Here is an 18,565-nt window from a genome sequence, read left to right on the forward strand (position 1 = left end):
GTGTTTTTGCGAACCCGAGAAAAATGCGGCTCAGTGGGCACAATCGTCCACTAAGCACGGCTTTCACCTGCTGCGATGCAGCAATTTGAGTTGCGCGAGGCAGGGCGGCAAAGTCTCTTGATTTATTGGAACGTTCCACTTAATAGGCGCTGGGAAGGAGAAAGCCATGGACATCACCTTGCCCGGGGAAGGCGGCGGCCGCATCCTCTACCGGCTTATCGGCCAGCCGGTGCAGCCTGTGGCCGGCGCGCGGTTCTCGCGTATCGCCTACGCCGCGGCCCACGTCGTCGCCGATCCTTTCGCCATGACCAATCCATGGTCGAGGCCGGCGGTCGACTGGGACAAGACGATGGCGTTTCGCCATCACCTCTGGCGGCTCGGCTTCCGTGTCGCCGAAGCGATGGATACCGCGCAGCGCGGCATGGGCTTCGACTGGGTAAATGCCAGGGAATTGATCCGCCGCTCGATCGCCGAGGCGCGGAGCGTCGAGGGCGCCGCTCTCGCGTCAGGCGCAGGCACCGACCATCTGACGGCGGGGGCGGCGAGCACGCTCGACGATGTCATCGCGGCCTACGAGGAGCAGTTCGGGTTCATCGAAGGGCTTGGCGGCAAGGTGATCATGATGGCCAGCCGCCCGCTTGCGGCGATCGCCAAAGGCCCCGACGATTATGCCAGCGTCTACGACCGCATCCTGTCCCAGGCATCCGGCAAGGTCATCCTGCACTGGCTGGGCGACATGTTCGACCCGGCGCTGAAAGGCTATTGGGGCAGCAGCGATTTCGAAACTGCGCTCGAGACGGTGATCGCGATCATCGAACGTCACGCCGGCACCGTCGAGGGCATAAAGATATCGATGCTCGATGCCGGCAAGGAGATCGCGCTCAGGGACCGGCTGCCCGAGGGCGTGGTGATGTTCACCGGCGACGACTTCAATTACCCCGAGCTGATCGCCGGCGACGGCGACAGACATTCGCACGCGCTGCTCGGCATTTTCGATGCGATCGCGCCGGTCGCCAATGCAGCGCTGGCAAAGCTGGCCGACGGCGACCGCGCCGGCTATGACACGCTGATGGCGCCGACAGTGCCGCTGTCGCGCAAAATCTTCGAGGCGCCGACCGAATATTACAAGGCCGGCATCGTCTTCATGGCATGGCTGAACGGCCACCAGGAGCATTTTTCGATGATCGGCGGCATGCAATCGGCGCGCGGCATCCGCCACTATTCCGATGTCTTTCGCCTTGCCGACCAGGCAGGGTTGCTGGCCGACCCCGAGCTTGCCATTGCCAGAATGACAAGCCTCTGCGCGGTAGCGGGCGTCTGATCGCGAGCGCTACAGCGTCCGATCCAAAGGTTGCATCGGGTGGCTTTGCGATTTGCCTTGTCTGGGCAAATCTGTATGCGGTATGCGTCCGGCAACAGAGAAGCCGATCCGGCGCTCCGCCGGCCAACTGGCATAGCTGCCGTTCTGCATTGGGGTAAGCTGATGACCTTCGACCTTCAGGGCAAGCGTGTTTTCGTGGCCGGACATCGCGGCATGGTCGGCTCGGCTATCCTGCGCCGATTGGCCGACGAGGATTGCGAGCTCCTGACCGCCTCGCGCGCCGAGCTCGATCTTCTCGACCAGGCCGGCGTGCGGCGCTGGATGGCCGACCGCAAGCCGGATGCAGTGGTGATGGCGGCGGCCAAGGTTGGCGGTATCCTGGCCAACAACAGGCTTCCGGTCGATTTTCTGCAGGACAATCTCGTCATGCAGAACAATGTCATCGACAGCGCCTTCCACAACGAGGTGCAGAAGCTGCTGTTTCTTGGTTCATCCTGCATCTATCCCAAATTCGCCGCGCAGCCGATCTCCGAGGACGCCTTGCTGACCGGGCCGCTCGAGCCCACCAACGAATGGTATGCGATCGCCAAGATCGCCGGGCTGAAACTGTGTCAGGCATATCGGCGCCAGTACGGCGTCGACTACATCTCGGCGATGCCGACCAATCTCTACGGTCCGGGCGACAATTTCGACCTCAATTCCAGCCATGTCGTGCCCGCTCTGATGCGCAAGGCGCACGAGGCCAAGCGCGCCGGCCGCAAGAGCCTGGAGGTGTGGGGATCAGGCACGCCGATGCGTGAATTCCTGCATGTCGACGACGCCGCCGACGCGCTGGTCTGGCTGCTGAAGAATTATTCGGGCGACAGCCACATCAATGTCGGCTCGGGGGAAGACATCACCATTGCCGACCTTGCCCGCACCATCGTGTCGGTCGCCGGCGCCGATGCCGCAATAACATTCGATGCGACGAAGCCGGACGGCACGCCGCGCAAGCTGATGGACGTATCGCGTCTGTTCGCCACCGGCTGGCGCCCGCGCTACTCGCTGCGCAGCGGATTGGAACAGACCTATGCGTGGTTTCTCCAGCACGTCGAGACCGGCGATCTCCGCCTCGGCGCGGCCTGAAGCTGAATTGGCGAGCTCGGCATCAGGATTGGATGAGGCTGAGAACGACAGCCGATGAAAATACCGACGGCCAATCGAGGGATTGTCTGGATGGTGGGCGTGACAGGGATTGAACCTGTGACCCCTGCAATGTCAATGCAGTGCTCTCCCGCTGAGCTACACGCCCATCCGAAGCCGCGCATACACCATTTTTGGTTCTGCACGTCAATAGCGGGAAAGGGGAAAGAATGGCTGGCTTGCGGCGTCGGTCAAGACGCGACAAAAAGCGCGTCAGGCGGCCTGCAGCATCTTTTCGACTTCGTTGACGAGGTCGCGCAGGTGGAACGGCTTCGATAGCACCTTGGCGTCTTTCGGCGCCTTGGAGTCAGGGTTCAGGGCGACGGCGGCGAAGCCGGTGATGAACATCACCTTGAGGTCAGGATCGATCTCGGTGGCGCGACGGGCGAGCTCGATGCCATCCATCTCGGGCATGACGATGTCGGTCAAAAGCAGCGAAAAAGGCTCCTCGCGCAGCCGCTCATAGGCACTGGCGCCATTGTCGAAATCGCTGACCTGATAACCGGCGCGCTCCAGCGCCTTGACGAGGAACCGGCGCATGTCGTCGTCGTCTTCCGCCAGCAGAATGCGTGCCATCTTGTCCCGTCCGAATCACCCAACCGACAATGCCGTGCGGCAAGCCCGTTAACCATGCTGTATATGAGGAGGTGACGGTAAACATCAAGTGAACGTTGGGCGCACAATCCTGATTTGGCTGGCGCTTCGGCGGCTGGACATGCGAGCGGCGAGGTGGCACTTTCCTATCATGATGCATTGGTATTCCCGGGTTCGTTCAAATTGAAAACGGCAGCCGAGGATTTTTCGGTCGTTCCACCCTTCGAAATCCGATCGGGCGCCGAACAGCGCGTTCCCTTCCTCTTCAACTCGCCGCATAGCGGCCGCTACTATCCGGACCGGTTCATGGCGATGGCCAAGCTGGACCGCAACGCGATCCGTCGCTCCGAGGACTGCTATGTCGAGGAATTGTTCGGCGGTGCCGTCGCGCTAGGGGCGCCGATGCTGGCGGCAAACTTCCCGCGTGCCTATCTCGACGTCAACCGGGAGCCGTGGGAACTCGACCCGCGCATGTTCGCCGAACCGGTGCCGTCATTCTGCAACATCCGCTCAGCGCGGGTGGCCGGCGGACTCGGCACCGTGCCCAGGCTTGTAGGCGAGGGGCTCGATATCTATTCCGGCCGCTTGCCGCTGGCGGAAGCCGTGGCGCGCATCGAAGCGGTCTACAAGCCCTATCACGAGACGCTGAAACGGCTCTTGACCAGAACCCATGCGCGCTTCGGCTATGCCGTGCTGATTGACTGCCACTCGATGCCGGCAAGCATAAGGGTCGGCGACAGCGGATTGCGGCCGGATTTCATCGTCGGCGACCGTTTCGGCATCTCGGCCGCGGCGGCGTTGACCGAAACCGCGATCGGCCTGCTCACCGGCATGGGCTACAGCGTCGCCCACAACAAGCCCTATGCCGGAGGCTTCATCACGGAGCACTATGGCCGCCCGGTGCGCCATCTGCATGCGCTGCAGATCGAGGTCAATCGCGGGCTCTACATGAATGAGCGGACGTTCCAGAGATCATCTGGTTTCGACGCCCTGGCGGACGATCTGGCGCGGTTTTCAGCCGAACTGATGGCGATGCCCGATCACAATTTCATGGATCTGCCTCTGGCCGCAGAATAGCGCCGGAATCGCGGCACTCGCCGCTCATGCGGCGGCATAAAAAAAGACCGCATCGTTTGCACGACACGGTCGAAGTCTAGGGAGGAAACGCCCAAGGAGGGCATGGACAGGAACGCTGTCCGAGAACAAACGTATTGTGCGCTGCACAAATGTCAAGGCGCGTTCCGGCTTTTTTAATTCACTGTGAAGTGGAAATTGCATTTCCACGATGATTGCGTTGCATTCGAGCAACAGTTAGCGTCCAGCGAAAGGCTCCGAACGCCCTTGTTTCGGCATAAAACCGTGGGCTAACGGGCATCTCAAACATGCTGGAGCGGGAGAATCAGTTGGACGTCAGCATCGAGTTCATGCGGCGCGTTGCGCATGCCGCCGCGGCCGAGACCTTGCCGCGCTTCCGCAATCAGGGCGCGGTCACCAACAAGGAGCGCGGCAGCTTCGACCCCGTCACCGAGGCCGACCGCGAGGCCGAGCGGGCCATCCGGGCGCTGATCAACGCGCAATACCCCGATCACGGCATCCTCGGCGAGGAGCATGGCAGTGAAAACATCTCCAGCCGGCATGTCTGGGTGATCGATCCGATTGATGGAACGCGCGCCTTCATTTCCGGCCTGCCGGTATGGGGAACACTGGTCGGGCTGACGGTCGACGGCGATGCCGTCGCCGGCATGATGTCGCAGCCCTTCACCGGCGAGCTGTTCTACGCCAATGCCTCCGGCTCGCATTATGAAGGTCCCGGTGGCCCGCGAAAACTCGCCACGCGCAAGACGACGAATCTCGCCGAGGCGACGCTGTTCACCACCACGCCGGCGCTGTTCAAGGGAGACGCGCGCCTGCGCTACGACGTATTCGAGAAGCAGGTCCAGCTCGCCCGTTACGGCACCGACTGCTATGCCTTCGCCATGGTGGCCGCGGGCAGCGTCGATATCGTCGCCGATCCCGGATTGAAACCCTACGACATCGTCGCGCTGATCCCGATCATCGAGAAGGCAGGCGGCGTTGTCACCACCTTCGAAGGCGGGCCGGCGGAAAACGGCGGCGACATCCTGGCGGCGGCGACACCGGAACTGCACGCGGCGGCGATGGCGGCGCTGCGCGGCTAGGCATCCGTGCACCCACGCGTCTGGTTTTTGCGCAAATCCGACGGAAACCGCGGTACGGTTCCAAAGTGCGTCGCGCGTTGAATGGCGCGCGCTCGCATTTTTTGTATGTCGTTATCGCACAACCGCTGCGCACTTTTGCGCGACATGCATTAGCTATCGGCAGGCCAAGCATCCGAGAGACGCAGGCCCCACAAAATGAGCACGAAAGAGATGAGGCCGGTCGGCGCGGACGAATACGCCACACCTTTGATCACTGCTTCCTGAAGGGCACTTCCGTGGAAGGCTCCGGCCGCTAACGGCATAGTCTCGTTGCCGGCCGCCCAGGCGCTGGCGATCACGTAGGCGGCCAGGATCGCCAAAGCCGAATAGATCAGCAGCCAATGCAATCCGCGACGTCGCCGCGCCGAGATTGAGCCTAGACCATGTGAGGCCTAGCGCCAGCAAGAGAACGCCCTCCAGGGCGCCGAGCGTGTGCGCGGACAGTCCGAGCCGCGGTGCGGCGAGATACGGTATTGCAACCCTTCGAATGACGAAAACAGCAGCAGCGCGACGCCAATCTGCAGTAGCCGATGCCCCTGACGTGACAGCGTGTTCGATGCGTTCATGGTCGTTTTTCTCCCGGCGAATGGCCTCCAACCTCTTTGGCAGCAAGCTAGCGCTCGATGCCTGAACGGGAATAAGGGGGCACGCTGCGCCGGACAAGCGACCCGTGCGGGCCTTGTCGGCGGGCGCCGGCGAAGCGGTCAAACAGCGTCGCCGGTTCCGGGGATGAAGGCATCGAATGCCGCAAGCAACTGCTCGCGATAGAGGTCGGCTTCCTGGAGGATCTCATGGCGGGCGCCGTCGATCATCACTAGCGAGCCGACGCGCAGACGTCTCGCATAGGCTTCGACTGCCCTGGTCGAGACGACCTGGTCGGCGCCGGCGGCAATCATCAGCAAGGGCACCTGGATCTTGGCCATGAAATCCGGGTCGCTGACGATCAAGGATGCTTCCGTGGCCGCCTTCAGCCAGCGGATCGTCGGTCCGCCGAGCGCCAACTGGGGATAGGTTTCGTAGATCAGCGTATTGCGCCGATAGCGCGCCGGGTCGCTGGTCAGCTTGTTCATGGCGAAGGGCACCGATTCCTTCGGCCGCGGCCCCCATGCGGCATAGAGCCGGCCGAGGCCGAGAAGGCAGAACAGCGAACAGATGCGGCGAACGGTTTTTACCGAAACCGGCAGGTCGGGCACCGTGAAGAACGGTGCGATCAGCACCATGCGGCGCACGCGGTTCGCCATTGAGGGCGCGGCAAGCAGCGCAATCACCGCGCCAGCCGAATGGGCCAGTATGTAGTAGGGTCCTCGGCAATCGGGCAGCACGATCTCTTCGAAGAACTGCTCCAGATCACCGGTATAGTCGAAGAAGCTCTGGACGTGGCCGCGCTGTCGGTCGCCGATCATCCGATCGGAAGCGCCCTGGCCACGCCAGTCGAGGGTTGCCACGCCAAAGCCCCGGTCGGCAAGGTTGCGAATGGTCTCGAAATACTTCTCGATGCACTCGTTGCGGCCGGTCAGGACGACCACGGTGCCCTTCATGGGGCGGGCAACAGCGGCAAACAGCCCATAGCGGATCTTCTTGCCGTCGCGCGTGGTGAAGAAGCCACCGGCTGCGTTTTCCGGCAGCGGATTGTCCGGAGTTTCGTGGAAGACGGGGGTCTGGTGGAAAAGATCGGTCATACGGTGTTTGGCTGGTGTCGGTGCCGACGGGCGCAAGTCAGGCATAAACGCCCATGCGCCAAAAGCAAAGGAATTCGGGACGCCGGGGAGGTCGACAGGCAGCGAAGAAATAAGGCCGGAAGCAGCCTTGGGCGTACTTCCGGCCTCTGTCGACCCGGGAGGAAGGGACGTTGCACCCGGTTCGGCCTCGTCGTGTCGCCTTTTTCGCGACCTGTTCGTTATCTCGAGAACAGTTTAATGCCGCCTGGCTGAACGCTCGCCGAAGCCACCGTTCATCTGCCGTTCATCGGCATTGGGACGTCGGCCGAGACCAGTCCCGTTTGGACGCGGGAAAATCTTGAAATGCCGTCGTCCGCTTCCCAAATTTGTCATGCGGTCGCCAATGTCGGGGCCGCTGGCCCATCCGAAACGCTGTTACGGGTTTCGCACCGGCCATACGCAACCTTGTTGCTCAACAGGAGAACACATCATGCGTCACGTTGATTTTTCCCCGCTCTACCGTTCGACCGTCGGTTTCGACCGGCTGTTCACCATGCTCGATTCGCTTGCGCAGCCGGAAGGCCAGACGTATCCGCCTTACAACATCGAGCGCACGGGCGAGGATGCCTATCGCATCTCGATGGCTGTGGCCGGCTTCTCGGAAGATGAGATTTCGATCGAAGCTCACCGTAATGTGCTGACCGTCAAGGGTGAGCGCAAGGAGGAAGGCAATGGCGAAGGCTCCGAACTGCTCTATCGCGGTATCGCCAGCCGAGCCTTCGAGCGCCGCTTCCAGCTTGCCGATCACGTCGAGGTTGTCGGCGCCGCGCTGAAGAACGGGCTGCTCTCCGTCGACCTCAAGCGCAACATCCCCGAAGAGCTGAAGCCGCGCAAGATCGCGATCACCTCGGCTCCGGCCAAGGCCAAGCAGATCGAGGCCAAGACTGCCGCCTAAGCCAGGCAGCTAAGTTCTCTGGGGACGCCAACTCCCCGGGAAGAAAGGGCGGTGCAGCAATGCGCCGCTCTTTTTGCTGGTGGGGGTAAGGCTTGCTAACCGGCAAGCAGGTAGCCGAAACGGTCGACCTCGTCGGGCGTGGTCGCGAAGCTGGTGACGAAGCGGTAGAGCGCTTCGTCCTCGCCGATGTGGCCATCGTAGCCGAGCGGCCTGTGCCAGTCATGGAAGGCCGCGCCTGCCGCTTGCATGTTTTCGGCCTCGGCCTTTTTCATGACCGCGAAGACCTCGTTCGCCTGCGGCAGCCAGGCCAGCCGGGCGGAAGGCGAATCTTCTATCGCCGCGGCAAGCCGTGCCGCCATCGCATTGGCGTGCCGTGCCGTATCGAGCCATAGCCCACCCCTGAAATAAGCATCGAATTGCGCGGCGATGAAGCGCGATTTCGAGAACAGCTGGGCCGCGCGCTTGCGCAAAAAGGCCAATTCCTTGGCTCGCTCGAGGTCGAACAGCACGATCGCCTCGGCGCACCAACAGCCATTCTTGGTGCCGCCGAAGGAGAGGATGTCGACACCGTGCTTCCAGGTCATTTCGGCCGGCGTCGTTTCCAGCGCGACGAGCGCATTGGCAAAGCGGGCCCCGTCCATGTGCAGCGGCAGTCCGTGCTGCTTTGCGATCGCCGAAATCCTGGCGATTTCGTTCAGCGTGTAGACGGTACCGACCTCGGTCGACTGAGTGATCGAAACGGCAACCGGCCGCCCGGAATGGACGTTTTCGGGTGCGAAACGCTCCACCGCCCGTTCCAGATTGCCGGCATCGAGCTTGCCGAGCGCCCCTTCGACTGTATAAAGCCGCGAACCGCCGCTGAAATATTCCGGTGCACCGCATTCGTCCTCGATGATGTGCGATTCGCGATGGCAGAAGGAAATGCCGCCTGGCTTGTTATAGGTAGTCAGCGACAGCGAATTGGCAGCGGTGCCGGTGGCGACGAAAAACACCGCGACTTCGCATTCGAAGATCTCATTGAAGCGTTGGTAAACTGCTCTGTCGAGGACGCCGTCGCCATAGGCGGTGGAGAAGCCGTCGGCATGGGCCGACAGGCCGGCAGCGATACGGGGATGGGCGCCTGCCCAATTGTCGGAAGCGAAAATCATGCGTCTGCCTATGCTGGGGAAATCGGTGCGAGCTTGGCCGCTTTCGCATGCCGGCCGCAAGGGGCAGATACCGAAAATCCGCTAAAGCCAGCGAAAGGCATGAGCGTACATGCAGCGACGGAAGGTTACGCTGACACCGCGTTCCGCGCAATTTTCTGTCGCGAAAGCTTCAAGAATTTTGTGAATCGGTCTTGTGTGCATCCAAAATTTCTGTCATAAAAATTTAGGACAGTAGTGCTGTCTTATTTTGTCGCACAAAACTGGCCGCATTGGCATATGATTGCGCCTCTGCGGCCATTGCCGCGAGCGACAGCTAGACAGCCTGGCTCCGGCCTGTACGAATACCATATGCGAACGATGCGGAAAGCCGCACGGTCGGCAAGAATTTCGCAAGACGTGCCGCAAGATTGAAAGGGGAGCCACGCGCTTCCCGACGGAAACCAGCGCCCGAAGGGGACGGAACGGAGGACAGGACGATGACGGACATGACGCCATCTGCGACGAAGGCCGCGCAGACGAAAGCGGCAGCCGTCAAAAATCCGTCCCTGACCAATATTCGGCGAACCAACACCGGCTATGCCGCGCGCGGCCTCTACGATCCGCGCAACGAGCATGATGCCTGCGGCGTCGGCTTCATCGTCAACATGAAGGGCGTGAAGTCGCACCAGATCGTCGAGGACGGCCTTGCCGTGCTCGAAAACCTGACGCATCGCGGCGCGGTCGGCGCCGATCCGCTGATGGGCGACGGCGCCGGCGTGCTGGTGCAACTGCCGGACCGCTTCTTCCGTGAGGAGATGGCCAAGCAAGGGGTCGAACTGCCGAAGCCCGGCCACTATGCCGTCGGCCAGGTGTTCATGCCGCGCGACCCGGAGCTGCAGGCGCATATCGAAGGCATCATCGCCGAGGTGGCGCAACTCGAGGGCCAGCCGCTGCTCGGCTTTCGCGACGTGCCGGTCGACAATTCGTCTCTGTCCAAGGCGCCCGACATCGCCGCTTCCGAGCCGGTGCACCGGCAGGTGTTCCTGGGCCGCGGCGCCGAGATCGAGAACGACGACGATTACGAGCGGCGGCTCTACATCCTGCGCAAGGTCATTTCCGGACGTATCCACGAGGAGACCAAAGGCGTCGACAACGGCTTCTATGTCGTCTCGATGTCGTCGCGGACCATCGTCTACAAGGGCATGTTCCTGGCCTATCAGGTCGGAGCCTACTACAAGGACCTCACCGACCCGCGTTTCGAGACGGCGCTGATCCTGGTCCACCAGCGCTTCTCGACCAACACGTTCCCGTCGTGGAAGCTGGCGCATCCCTACCGCATGGTCGCCCACAATGGCGAGATCAACACGTTGCGCGGCAACGTCAACTGGATGGCGGCGCGCCAAGCTTCGGTCGATTCCGAACTGTTCGGCAACGACATCTCGAAACTGTGGCCGATCTCCTACGAAGGGCAGTCGGACACCGCCTGCTTCGACAATGCGCTCGAATTCCTGACGCAGGGCGGCTATTCGCTCGCCCACGCCATGATGATGCTGATCCCGGAAGCCTGGGCCGGCAACAAGCTGATGGGTCAGGACCGCAAAGCCTTCTATGAGTATCACGCAGCCCTGATGGAGCCGTGGGACGGGCCGGCGGCGGTCGCCTTCACCGACGGCCGCCAGATCGGTGCCACGCTCGACCGCAACGGGCTGCGGCCGGCGCGCTACATCGTCACCGACGACGACCGTGTCATCATGGCCTCGGAAGCCGGCGTGCTGCCAGTGCCGGAGGAAAGGATCGTCAAGAAGTGGCGGCTGCAGCCCGGCCGCATGCTGCTGATCGACCTGGACAAGGGCCGCATCGTTTCCGACGAGGAGATCAAGTCGGAGATCGCTACCAGGCACCCCTACAAGAGCTGGCTCGCCAACACCCAGCTCATCCTCGAAGATTTGAAGCCGGTCGAGCCGCGCGCCCTGCGCAGGGACGTCAGCCTGCTCGACCGCCAGCAGGCGTTCGGCTACACCCAGGAAGACACCAAGCTGCTGATGTCGCCGATGGCGACCACCGGCCAGGAAGCAGTCGGCTCGATGGGCACCGACACGCCGATTTCGGCGATGTCGGACAGATCGAAGCTGCTCTACACCTATTTCAAGCAGAATTTCGCCCAGGTCACCAACCCGCCGATCGACCCGATCCGCGAGGAACTGGTGATGAGCCTGGTGTCCTTCATCGGGCCGCGGCCCAACATCTTCGACCTGGTCGGCAATTCGCGCCGCAAGCGGCTCGAAGTGCGCCAGCCAATCCTGACCAATGGCGATCTCGAAAAGATCCGCTCCATCGGTCACACCGAGGACCGTTTCGACACCAAGACGATCGACATCACCTATGCTTCGAATGAAGGCGCGGCCGGCATGCAGGGTGCTATAGACCGGCTATGCGAGCGCGCCGAGGCGGCGGTCGCCGGCGGCTACAACATCATCATACTGTCGGACCGTCAGCTCGGCCCGGACCGCATTGCCATTCCGGCGCTGCTGGCAACGGCGGCCGTGCATCATCATTTGATCCGCAAGGGATTGCGCACCTCGGTTGGGCTCGTCGTGGAATCCGGCGAGCCGCGCGAGGTGCATCATTTCTGCTGTCTCGCCGGCTACGGCGCCGAGGCGATCAATCCCTATCTCGCTTTCGACACGCTGCTCGACATGCACAAGCGTGGCGAATTGCCGGCGGAGGTCGATGCCTACGAGGTCGTCTCCCGCTACATCAAGTCGATTGGCAAGGGCATCCTGAAGGTGATGTCCAAGATGGGCATCTCGACTTATCAGTCCTATTGCGGCGCGCAGATCTTCGATGCCATCGGGCTGAAGTCGGAGTTCGTGCACAAATACTTCACCGGTACGGCGACGCTGATCGAAGGCGTCGGGCTGGACGAGATCGCCGCCGAAACGGTCAGCCGTCACACCGACGGCTTCGGCAACGACCCGGTCCTGCGCAACAGCCTCGAGGTCGGCGGCGAATACATGTTCCGCATGCGCGGCGAGGCCCATATCTGGTCGCCCGACGCAGTGGCGACCTTGCAGCACGCTGTGCGCCAGGGTTCGTGGGAGACGTTCAAGGACTATTCCGCCCAGATCGACAGCGAGACGGCGCAGGCGCAGACCATTCGCGGCATGTTCAAGATCAAGCTTGCGCAAGAGACCGGGCGCAAGAAGGTCGAACTCAACGAGGTGATGCCGGCGGCCGATATCGTCAAGCGCTTCTCGACCGGGGCGATGTCCTTCGGCTCGATCTCCAGGGAAGCGCATACGACGCTGGCGCGCGCCATGAACGCCATCGGCGGCAAGTCGAATACCGGCGAGGGCGGCGAAGAGGCCGACCGCTATCTGCCACTGCCAGGCGGCGGCAAGAACCCCGAACGCTCGGCGATCAAGCAGGTCGCTTCGGGACGCTTTGGCGTCACTGCCGAATATCTGGTCAATTCCGACATGATGCAGATCAAGGTCGCGCAAGGGGCAAAGCCCGGCGAGGGCGGCCAGCTGCCGGGCCACAAAGTCGACGCAACCATAGCCAAGGTCAGGCATTCGACGCCGGGCGTCGGCCTGATCTCGCCGCCGCCGCATCATGACATCTATTCGATCGAGGATCTGGCGCAGCTCATCTACGACCTGAAGAACGTCAATCCGGCGGCCGACGTATCGGTCAAGCTGGTCTCGGAAGTCGGCGTCGGCACGGTTGCGGCCGGCGTCGCCAAGGCGCGTGCCGACCACATCACCATATCAGGCTATGACGGCGGCACCGGCGCTTCGCCGCTGACCTCGCTCAAGCATGCCGGCAGCCCGTGGGAGATGGGCCTTGCCGAGACGCACCAGACGCTGGTGCTCAACGGCCTCAGGTCGCGCGTCGCGCTGCAGGTCGATGGCGGCCTGCGCACAGGGCGTGACGTCATCATCGGCGCACTGCTCGGCGCCGACGAGTTCGGCTTCTCGACCGCGCCACTGATCGCGGCCGGCTGCATCATGATGCGCAAGTGCCATCTGAACACCTGCCCGGTCGGCGTCGCAACGCAGGATCCGGTGCTGCGCAAGCGCTTCAAGGGCACGCCCGAGCACGTCATCAACTTCTTCTTCTATGTGGCGGAAGAGGTGCGGGCGCTGCTTGCGGAGATGGGCTACACCCATCTCGACCAGATCATCGGCGACACCGACCTTCTGGAAAAGCGCGAGCTGATCCAGCACTGGAAGGCGCGCGGACTCGACTTCAGCAAGATGTTCTACAAGCCCGATGCGCCGCACGAGGCGGTGCACTGGACCGAGCGGCAGAAGCATCCGATCGACGACGTGCTCGACCGCAAGCTGATAGAACTGGCAAAGCCGGCGCTCGAAGCCAGGCAGCCGGTCAGCATCGAACTGCCGATCCGCAACGTCGACCGTTCGACGGGCGCCATGCTGTCGGGTGAAGTGGCAAAGCGCTTCAAGCACAAGGGCCTGCGCGAGGACACGATCTCGGTGAAGCTCACCGGCACGGCCGGCCAATCCTTTGGCGCCTTTCTGGCGCGTGGGATTTCGTTCGAACTGGTGGGCGCTGCCAATGACTATGTCGGCAAGGGGCTGTCGGGCGGCCGCATCGTCATCCGCCCGCCGGAGAACACGAAAATCGTTGCTGCCGAGTCCATTATTGTCGGCAACACCGTGCTCTACGGCGCAACCGAGGGCGAGGCCTATTTCTGCGGCGTTGCCGGCGAGCGTTTTGCTGTGCGCAATTCGGGTGTCGCCGCGGTCGTTGAAGGCGTCGGCGACCACGGTTGCGAATACATGACTGGTGGTATCGTCGTCGTCATCGGCCAGACCGGCCGCAACTTCGCCGCCGGCATGTCGGGCGGCGTCGCCTATGTGCTCGATGAGGCGGGCGATTTCGCCGAACGCTGCAACATGGCGATGGTCGAGTTGGAGCCGGTTCCGGAAGAGGACGACCTGATGGAGAAGCTGCTCCACCACGGCGGCGATCTCGACCATAAGGGCCGTGTCGACGTATCGGGCGATATGACCAGCCACGACGAGGAGCGGCTCTACCAGCTGATCTCCAACCACGTCCACTACACGGGCTCGGTACGAGGTCGCGAAATCCTCGACGATTGGGCGACTTTCCGGCCGAAATTCCGGAAGATCATGCCGGTCGAATACCGCCGCGCGCTGATCGAGATGGAGCGGATGCGCATGAACGTGGCGGCGGAATAGATTTGGAAATTGCCGGGGGCCCATGCGTCCTGGCAACCATCTTCATCAACAATCCTGACCTCGGACTGAAGGTTGCCACGGCTGCCTTATGAGGTTAACGGGTGCGTCGCCAGGCGTACCTTCCGGACAGCAGGGACTGGACTATGGGCAAGGTAACAGGGTTTCTCGAGATCGACCGGCAGGTGCACAAGTACCAGCCGGCTTCCGACCGCATCCGGCATTTCCGTGAGTTCACGCTGCCGATGTCGGACAAGGAGGTCGAGAAACAGGCCGCGCGCTGCATGGATTGCGGCATTCCGTATTGCCATGGACCGACCGGCTGCCCGATCCACAACCAGATCCCGGACTGGAACGACCTCGTCTACAATGGCGACTGGGAAAACGCGATCCGCAACCTGCATTCGACCAACAATTTTCCGGAATTTACCGGCCGCATCTGCCCCGCACCTTGCGAGGAAGCCTGCACGCTGAACCTCGAGGATATTCCGGTCGCCATCAAGACGATCGAGCAGGCGATTGCCGACAAAGCCTATGAGACCGGCCATATCCGGCCCTATCCGCCGGAACGGAAGACCGGCAAGCGCGTCGCGATCATCGGCTCGGGGCCGGCGGGAATGGCGGCTGCCCAGCAACTCGGACGCGCCGGCCATGATGTTCATGTCTATGAGCGCGAGAGCCGGCCGGGCGGGCTGATGCGCTACGGTATCCCCGACTTCAAGATCGAGAAGCATTATATCGACCGGCGTATCGAGCAGATGCAGGGCGAAGGTGTCAGCTTCCATTGTGGCGTCAATGTCGGCGTCGACAAGCCGGTCGCCGAACTGCTCGCCGAATATGACGCGGTCCTCTATTGCGGCGGTTCCGAAACACCGCGTCCGGCCAACATCCCTGGCGACGATCTCGACGGCGTGCACGACGCGATGCCGTATCTGGTTCAGCAGAACAAGCGTATCGGCGGCGAGCCGATCCAGTCGGTGGCATGGCCGTCGCGCCCGATCGTCGCCGGCGGCCAGCACGTCGTCGTCGTCGGCGGCGGCGACACTGCCTCCGACTGCGTCGGTACCGCCTTCCGCCAAGGCGCGGTGCGCGTCACCCAGCTCGACATCCGGCCGCAGCCGCCGGAAAAGGAGGACAAGCTGTCGGTGTGGCCCTACTGGGCGACCAAGATGCGCACGTCATCCTCGCAGGCCGAAGGCGCCGAGCGCGAATTCCAGGTGGCGACGCTTGAATTCATCGGCGAAGACGGCCAGCTGACCGGGGTAAAATGCTGCGAAGTCGACGAAAAGCGCAAGCCGATCGCGGGCACGGAATTCGTCATCCGCGCCGATCTCGCGTTCATCGCCATCGGCTTCGCCGGGCCAGCCGCTCGCGGGCCGGTCTCGGAACTCGACGGGCAGATGAAGATCGTCACCGACAGCCGCCGCTCGAAGAATGTCGAGGCCAATGACCGGGACTACAGGACCAGCGTCGAAAAGCTCTATGCGGCGGGCGACGTGCGGCGCGGCCAGTCGCTGGTCGTCTGGGCGATCCGCGAGGGCCGCCAGGCGGCGCGTGCCATCGACGAGGCGCTGATGGGATCGAGCGTGCTGCCGCGCTGAGAGCCCGTTCCGAAACTCTACAGAAAGAGGCGCCAGCTTTACTGCCGGATCGCCGTCGTCGTATCGGATGCGGCCGCCGTCGCAGGCTGTGTCTTGGGCGGCCAGGAGAAATCGTCAGCGCGGCCCGGTGAGGCGTCGGGCGCCTTGCCCTCGACGATCAGCCTTTCGCCCGGCAAATTCTTGTCAGCTTTTGCCGGCGGGGCGGCGCCGAGAAGTTCCGAACCGCCGTCCAGCGCTGGATCGCTGAGCAGCATCGGCACGGTGCGATCGACAGCTATCGGCGCGGCAGCAGGTGCCGGCGCCCCGACGGGAGCGCCGGCCGGGGCAGAAGCCGTCACCACGCTTCCCGGCGCGGCCAGCCCCAGGATCTTCATCAACGGCTTTTCGGTATAGAAGGCGAGCTTGCGCTTGCCGGCCTTCGACATGTTGATGCCGTCGTCGGAGCGCAGGCGCACCGATTGGCCGTTGATGTCCGGTCCGCTGGTGATGAAGGCGCCGTTCTCGTCGACAAACCCGTCCCAGACGTCGACGAATTCGCCGCCGTGGCTTTCGGCGGACGAGCGGAAGATATCGTTGAAGGCCAGCATGTCGGAGGTCATTTTCGAGACCCGGAAGGCCGGCATGCCAACCCACAAATACGGCACCTTGGTTGCGGCGATGGCCTTGCCGAACGCATCGGTCCGGCGCTCGTATTCCTTGGTCCAGTTCTCGGATCGCGGCTGCTCGCGCACATCGCCGACGCGCATCTGCTGCCGGTCGTTGGATCCGAGCATGACGACGACGGCTGCCGGTTTTTCGGCCGCGATCAGCGACTTGACCTGTTCTGGCCAGTTGTAGACATCGTCACGCACGAAGCCGGACGATCCGTTGGCACGGACGACGATCCTGACGCCGGTGTTTTCGGCAAAGGCGGCGTCGAGCCCCTCAGCCAGCCCAGACGCCATGAAATCGCCGACCACCAGAACGACGCGTGCATCCGGCGCCTTCTCGGCCACTGGGGTTGTCAGCTCGGCCGGCGGCGGCCGGCGAACTGACCGGGGCTTTCTCAGCTTGGGCCTAGGCTTTGTTCTCTGGAATTCTCTCTGGAATTCGGGCGGCGGCTGCTCAAACCGCTCGCTTCTGCGCGGAAACAACAGGTCGCGCAGCGACCAGCCACGACTTTCCGGCTCCTGCGCCATGGCCGAGGTATGAAAGGCACTGGCGGCACCGACTGCCAGAACGGCGATCGCCAGAACCAGAATCGGCACGCGACGAACGATTAACCGGATGCGCGCAGCCGAAACCAATCACCCTCTCCATCCCGTAACCGGCTCTAGTTCTGCCTGAGCCATTTGAGCACTTCCTTGCTCGGATACCCGTCCTGGGTCAAGCCGGCCTTTGCCTGGAAGGCCATGATGGCGGTTTTCGATCCGTCACCGATCTTGCCGTCGAACTTGCCGTCGTAAAAGCCGTGCTCGGAAAGTCGCTTCTGAAGCTCCTGCCTTTCCTCGAAAGAGAGCTTGGTAAACGGTCGCTTCCAGTCCTGCACAAGCCCGCCATAGCCGGCGATTTCGTCGGCAAGAAGGCCCACGGCGAGCGCATATTTGTCGGCATTGTTGTAACGCTTGATGACCGAGAAATTCGTGATCATCAGGAAAGCCGGCCCGCCGCGGCCGCCGGGCAGCTTCAACGTCGCCTTGTCGGCACCGTTCTTGAACGGCTTGCCGTTGGCACGGGTGACGCCCAGCGCCTGCCATTGCGACAGCGACTTCGAGCCTCCGGGCAGCTTCTTGCCGTCCGGAAGGCTGACTTCATAGCCCCAGGTCTTGCCTGCCTGCCAGCCGTTCTTCCGCAGCAAATTGGCGGCTGTCGCCAGTGCGTCGGGAATCGAATTCCAGATGTCGCGCTTGCCGTTGCCGTCCATATCGACCGCATAGGACAGGTAGCTGGTAGGGATGAACTGGGTATGACCCATCGCGCCGGCCCATGAGCCGCTGAGATGGCTTTCGTCGATGTCGCCGGTCTGCAGGATCTTCAGCGCCGCGATCAGCTGGGTGCGGGCAAATTTCGCTCGCTTGGGGTCGGCATAACCAAGCGTCGCCAGCGAGCGCACGACATTGCGCATGATATCATCGCGCTTGAGGGTTTCGCCGTAGTTCGATTCCATCGACCAGATGGCCAGCAGGATGTAGCGGTCGACGCCGTATCTTGCCTCGATCCTGTCCAGCCAAGGCTTCCATTTCCTTGCCATTTGCTGGCCGACGGCGACCGACTGGTCATGGACGCGGTTGTCGAAATAATCCCAGGCGGGTGCGGTGAATTCGGGCTGAGTACGAGCCTTTTCCAACACCACCGGGTCAGCATCGTTGATGCCCTTGAATGCCTGGTCGTAGACGGAGCCGGAAACGCCGCTCGCCACGGCGGTAGCACGGAAGCTGGCGACCCATTGGCGGAAGCCGGCATCGGCAAAAGCCGGCCCGCTGGGCACGAGCAAAGCAAGCGAGAGGCTGGCGGCCGTCAGGACGCTGGTGAAGCGCCTTGCGGCGTTGCGAACGGACATCTTTTCCTCCTTCTTCATCTCAGGAAGACTATTCATCGCCGAACCCGGTTAGCATTTGGTTTACCATAGGTGCCGTGCGGGGTGAAAAGATGCGTCAATGCTTTACCAGCTGAGATTTATGACCCGCCGTTCAGTAATCCTCGATTT

General features: G+C 62.5%; 13 protein-coding genes and 1 tRNA gene. 7 read left to right on the forward strand and 7 right to left on the reverse strand.

Translation table 11 applies throughout. From position 1 onward, the window contains the following. Positions 1 to 166: 166 nt before the first annotated feature. Positions 167 to 1,321 (forward strand): dihydrodipicolinate synthase family protein, encoded by a 1,155-nt coding sequence (locus NKJ72_RS16325; protein ID WP_352478197.1) that lies wholly within the window; start codon positions 167 to 169, stop codon positions 1,319 to 1,321. A gap of 162 nt (positions 1,322 to 1,483) precedes the next feature. After that, positions 1,484 to 2,446: a GDP-L-fucose synthase gene (gene fcl / locus NKJ72_RS16330; protein ID WP_352478199.1), complete on the forward strand. Its 963-nt coding sequence runs from the start codon at positions 1,484 to 1,486 to the stop codon at positions 2,444 to 2,446. A 91-nt stretch (positions 2,447 to 2,537) separates the two neighbouring features. On the opposite strand, the gene NKJ72_RS16335 is transcribed toward fcl, so the two are convergent. Further along, a tRNA-Val gene (locus NKJ72_RS16335) sits at positions 2,538 to 2,612 on the reverse strand. A 104-nt stretch (positions 2,613 to 2,716) separates the two neighbouring features. Beyond that, a complete protein-coding gene (gene cpdR / locus NKJ72_RS16340) occupies positions 2,717 to 3,079 on the reverse strand; it encodes a cell cycle two-component system response regulator CpdR (protein WP_006199474.1) in 363 nt (120 codons plus the stop codon). Between the two features lie 153 nt (positions 3,080 to 3,232). On the opposite strand from cpdR, the gene NKJ72_RS16345 reads away from it, so the two are divergent. Both NKJ72_RS16345 and hisN read left to right on the forward strand, forming a co-directional pair. Then, positions 3,233 to 4,174, forward strand: a complete 942-nt coding sequence (locus NKJ72_RS16345; RefSeq protein ID WP_352478201.1) for an N-formylglutamate amidohydrolase — start codon at positions 3,233 to 3,235, stop codon at positions 4,172 to 4,174. A gap of 326 nt (positions 4,175 to 4,500) precedes the next feature. Next, on the forward strand, positions 4,501 to 5,274 hold the full coding sequence (gene hisN / locus NKJ72_RS16350; protein ID WP_352478202.1) for a histidinol-phosphatase: 774 nt from the start codon (positions 4,501 to 4,503) through the stop codon (positions 5,272 to 5,274). 149 nt (positions 5,275 to 5,423) lie between these two features. Here hisN and NKJ72_RS16355 read toward each other — a convergent pair whose 3' ends face one another. After that, on the reverse strand, positions 5,424 to 5,684 hold the full coding sequence (locus tag NKJ72_RS16355) for a styrene oxide isomerase (protein WP_502895537.1): 261 nt from the start codon (positions 5,682 to 5,684) through the stop codon (positions 5,424 to 5,426). A gap of 333 nt (positions 5,685 to 6,017) precedes the next feature. Then, entirely contained in the window at positions 6,018 to 6,992 is a 975-nt protein-coding gene (locus NKJ72_RS16360) for an alpha/beta fold hydrolase (protein WP_352478206.1), read from the reverse strand. 469 nt (positions 6,993 to 7,461) lie between these two features. Here NKJ72_RS16360 and NKJ72_RS16365 point away from each other — a divergent pair, with 469 nt between their 5' ends. Further along, positions 7,462 to 7,926, forward strand: a complete 465-nt coding sequence (locus tag NKJ72_RS16365; RefSeq protein ID WP_352478207.1) for an Hsp20 family protein — start codon at positions 7,462 to 7,464, stop codon at positions 7,924 to 7,926. A 95-nt stretch (positions 7,927 to 8,021) separates the two neighbouring features. Here the strand turns inward: NKJ72_RS16365 and NKJ72_RS16370 are convergent, their stop codons facing one another. Continuing rightward, positions 8,022 to 9,074 carry a threonine aldolase family protein gene (locus NKJ72_RS16370; protein ID WP_352478209.1) on the reverse strand — a complete coding sequence of 351 codons (1,053 nt, stop codon included), beginning with the start codon at positions 9,072 to 9,074 and terminating at the stop codon, positions 8,022 to 8,024. Between the two features lie 476 nt (positions 9,075 to 9,550). Between NKJ72_RS16370 and gltB the strand changes: the two genes are divergently transcribed. Both gltB and NKJ72_RS16380 read left to right on the forward strand, forming a co-directional pair. Continuing rightward, entirely contained in the window at positions 9,551 to 14,281 is a 4,731-nt protein-coding gene (gene gltB, locus NKJ72_RS16375) for a glutamate synthase large subunit (RefSeq protein ID WP_352478211.1), read from the forward strand. 143 nt (positions 14,282 to 14,424) lie between these two features. Next, entirely contained in the window at positions 14,425 to 15,879 is a 1,455-nt protein-coding gene (locus NKJ72_RS16380; protein WP_254816922.1) for a glutamate synthase subunit beta, read from the forward strand. A gap of 38 nt (positions 15,880 to 15,917) precedes the next feature. Here NKJ72_RS16380 and NKJ72_RS16385 read toward each other — a convergent pair whose 3' ends face one another. Both NKJ72_RS16385 and NKJ72_RS16390 read right to left on the reverse strand, forming a co-directional pair. After that, positions 15,918 to 17,165, reverse strand: a complete 1,248-nt coding sequence (locus NKJ72_RS16385) for an SGNH/GDSL hydrolase family protein (protein WP_352478213.1) — start codon at positions 17,163 to 17,165, stop codon at positions 15,918 to 15,920. A gap of 26 nt (positions 17,166 to 17,191) precedes the next feature. After that, positions 17,192 to 18,418: a lytic murein transglycosylase gene (locus NKJ72_RS16390; RefSeq protein WP_352478215.1), complete on the reverse strand. Its 1,227-nt coding sequence runs from the start codon at positions 18,416 to 18,418 to the stop codon at positions 17,192 to 17,194. Between the last annotated feature and the right edge of the window lie 147 nt (positions 18,419 to 18,565).

The organism is Mesorhizobium sp. M0045 (genome assembly GCF_040323385.1).
Classification (GTDB): Bacteria; Pseudomonadota; Alphaproteobacteria; order Rhizobiales; family Rhizobiaceae; genus Mesorhizobium.

Excerpts from the sequence above, each read along its gene's own strand:
- NKJ72_RS16380 (WP_254816922.1), top strand. The coding sequence starts at position 14,425 with ATGGGCAAGGTAACAGGGTTTCTCGAGATCGACCGGCAGGTGCACAAG.
- NKJ72_RS16365 (WP_352478207.1), top strand. The coding sequence starts at position 7,462 with ATGCGTCACGTTGATTTTTCCCCGCTCTACCGTTCGACCGTCGGTTTC.
- NKJ72_RS16325 (WP_352478197.1), top strand. The coding sequence starts at position 167 with ATGGACATCACCTTGCCCGGGGAAGGCGGCGGCCGCATCCTCTACCGG.
- NKJ72_RS16370 (WP_352478209.1), bottom strand. The coding sequence starts at position 9,074 with ATGATTTTCGCTTCCGACAATTGGGCAGGCGCCCATCCCCGTATCGCT.
- NKJ72_RS16390 (WP_352478215.1), bottom strand. The coding sequence starts at position 18,418 with ATGTCCGTTCGCAACGCCGCAAGGCGCTTCACCAGCGTCCTGACGGCC.
- NKJ72_RS16360 (WP_352478206.1), bottom strand. The coding sequence starts at position 6,992 with ATGACCGATCTTTTCCACCAGACCCCCGTCTTCCACGAAACTCCGGAC.
- gltB (WP_352478211.1), top strand. The coding sequence starts at position 9,551 with ATGACGGACATGACGCCATCTGCGACGAAGGCCGCGCAGACGAAAGCG.
- fcl (WP_352478199.1), top strand. The coding sequence starts at position 1,484 with ATGACCTTCGACCTTCAGGGCAAGCGTGTTTTCGTGGCCGGACATCGC.
- cpdR (WP_006199474.1), bottom strand. The coding sequence starts at position 3,079 with ATGGCACGCATTCTGCTGGCGGAAGACGACGACGACATGCGCCGGTTC.